Here is a 2,274-nt window from a genome sequence, read left to right on the forward strand (position 1 = left end):
GATGCTCTGCAGACCGACGAGCTCTGCCCCTGCAACCGCGAGATCGGCGGCGAAACGCTGAAGGTTGCTTGAGGCATCATGTCAATTGAGCAGTTGATGGACCAGATCCCCGATTTCGCCAAGGACGTCAGACTGAACCTGGCGTCGATGATATCAGATGAGACGCTATCACCGCAGAGGAAACACGGGCTGTTGCTCGCCACCGCAATTGCCGCCCGCAATCCTGTAGTGATCGCCGCAATGGAATCTGCGGTAGCTGTCGTGATGACGCCGGCCGCGGTCGCGGCGGCGAAATCCGCAGCCTCGGTGATGGCGATGAACAACGTCTACTACCGCTTCGTTCACCTCTCCGCCAACCCGGAATACAAGACGATGCCGACGCGGCTACGCATGAACGTCATCGGCAATCCCGGCGTGGACAAGGCCGATTTCGAGCTGTGGTCGCTGGCGGTAAGCGCCATCAACGGCTGCGGGGCCTGCATGGACGCGCATGAGAAGGCGCTGCGGGAGGCCGGCATCAGCACGGCGGTCATCCAGACCGCGGTCGGTCCCGCTCCGCGGGTCCATTTCAGCGGTGGTTGGCGACAAAGAGCGCTTCGTCCGCGCGGTCCCGTATCGACCCGGTGGCGAACACGCTCTCGATGGGATTGGTGGTGCGCAAGTGATCCCAACGTTCGGGAAGAAAATCGAAGGCCAGCAGTGCGTCGCGATCCTTCACCAGGCATTCGACCGCCCAGCCGTACTGGCGCAATACTTCTCGGCGAAGACGTCGATCACCGCTTCGGCGGACGCTCGGTTCGCGCCCAATGGACCTCGCAGAACTCTTCTTGCATGGTGGCCTGCACGGAGAGTGGGACCATGTCCAGGACGTTCACGGTGTTGTGCACCCAGCCTCGCTGGTGGCGTGTGCCGGGAAAGACCTCGTCGAGCGCCTTGTAGAAGTCGCGCTCGCCGGCGCCGATATTGGCCAAACTCGTTGTTATTGATGACGTCATCTGGATTGTTTTGCCAAGCCACGCCTCCCTTAAGGTAGGTCAGCGTGTGGCCCTGCGCGCCAAAAGCGTAACCGAGATGACCGGCGCCAGTTACAAAGACATTTGGGTTTGCCTTGCAGTTTGCGCTCACTATCGTGCCGGAGCCGGCGAGGCAGGTATTTGTGCCGTTGCAGACTGCACCGCTAGCAGTGGGGCCAAACACCGACCTATTCCGCTGCCAGTTGTAGCCGATCCGGCCGCCTGCCAGGAACACAGGAGTATTGACGACGCCATAAACGGACGGACCGTAGGGATTGCTGAAGGGTTTTTGGCCGTAACCACCGTCGACGTGCCCGCCAATACATCCTCCGGACCAGCTCCGCAGGGTCGGTGGCACTTGTGCTGCTGGCCCAAGGGTTCGCCGAATTGGCTGCACCGTTTTCGACCAGCGCAACCGTTGTCGCTCTCCAAGATCGCATCAAACACTCCGCGGCGCTTTCCCGATCCACAACCAAGCGCCTTCGAGCTGGCAATCGGTGATGGCACCGCGAATGAAGCAAGCAGCGTGCCGCTTGGAAATTGGGGTCTCCAGTTACTTGGCGCGCGATGATGTGCGCCGGACCTGATACGAGCGAGCACGCGGATCCTGCTTGCGGCGATCGAGGGCAGCGGCCGGAGTTTCGCAAATCGGATCGTCGGACGGCCGCGCTCCACTCAGCAGGCGCCGGCCACAGCGCGCGGCCTCGGTCTGAGGCTGCAACGACTGCTCCTCGGCCCAGTCGAACAATCCTCAATGCACCACTCCCCGCCGCGCTTGTCGAACGAGCCGCAACAGCGTCGCCCGATCGGAACTGCCGCACGGGCCCATCCTTGCCGCCGCGCTGCATGACAAGGAAGCACGTCGCAGAGCGGCGCGCGTCGGGCCGACCAGTTCTGTCATAACTGGCCGAACTGGTGGATACTGCGGGCGCGCTTTTGAGCACCTCTCGCGCGGGGAGGCAGGAGCCCTCCGCAGGCCCGGAATAGATGCCATGCCGATCGTGGGGTCGATAGGAGCGGCGCAGCATGGCCTTGCTGGCCCGGGCCATGCAGCGGCAGTACCGATAGATGCAGTTGCGGATCGCCAACCGGTCCAAAGGTTCCATCAGGATCGCTTCATTCAATCACCAACTATCCCGTCTCCGTAGCTAACACTCCAGTCGGAAAACATTGGTGAGAATGTTCCCTCTAGGCCGTGTGGACTCTTGGGATTCTCAAATCAGATTGAACGTGATTCAAGGCTTTCTTTTAGGAGGAAGCC

General features: G+C 61.5%; 3 pseudogenes. 2 read left to right on the forward strand and 1 reads right to left on the reverse strand.

Features of this window, described 5'->3' with window-relative positions:
* Together AAFX91_RS40930 and AAFX91_RS40935 are read left to right on the forward strand one after the other, a co-directional pair.
* Nucleotides 1-72, forward strand: a pseudogene (locus AAFX91_RS40930) (peroxiredoxin); the annotation flags it as partial.
* Nucleotides 73-78: 6 nt separating this feature from the next.
* Nucleotides 79-546 (forward strand): annotated as a pseudogene (locus AAFX91_RS40935) (carboxymuconolactone decarboxylase family protein); the annotation flags it as partial.
* Nucleotides 547-564: 18 nt separating this feature from the next.
* On the opposite strand, the pseudogene AAFX91_RS40940 reads toward AAFX91_RS40935, so the two are convergent.
* Nucleotides 565-986 (reverse strand): annotated as a pseudogene (locus AAFX91_RS40940) (transposase); the annotation flags it as partial.
* Nucleotides 987-2,274 lie beyond the last annotated feature (1,288 nt).

Source organism: Bradyrhizobium sp. 31Argb, from assembly GCF_043638955.1.
Taxonomy (GTDB): domain Bacteria; phylum Pseudomonadota; class Alphaproteobacteria; order Rhizobiales; family Xanthobacteraceae; genus Bradyrhizobium.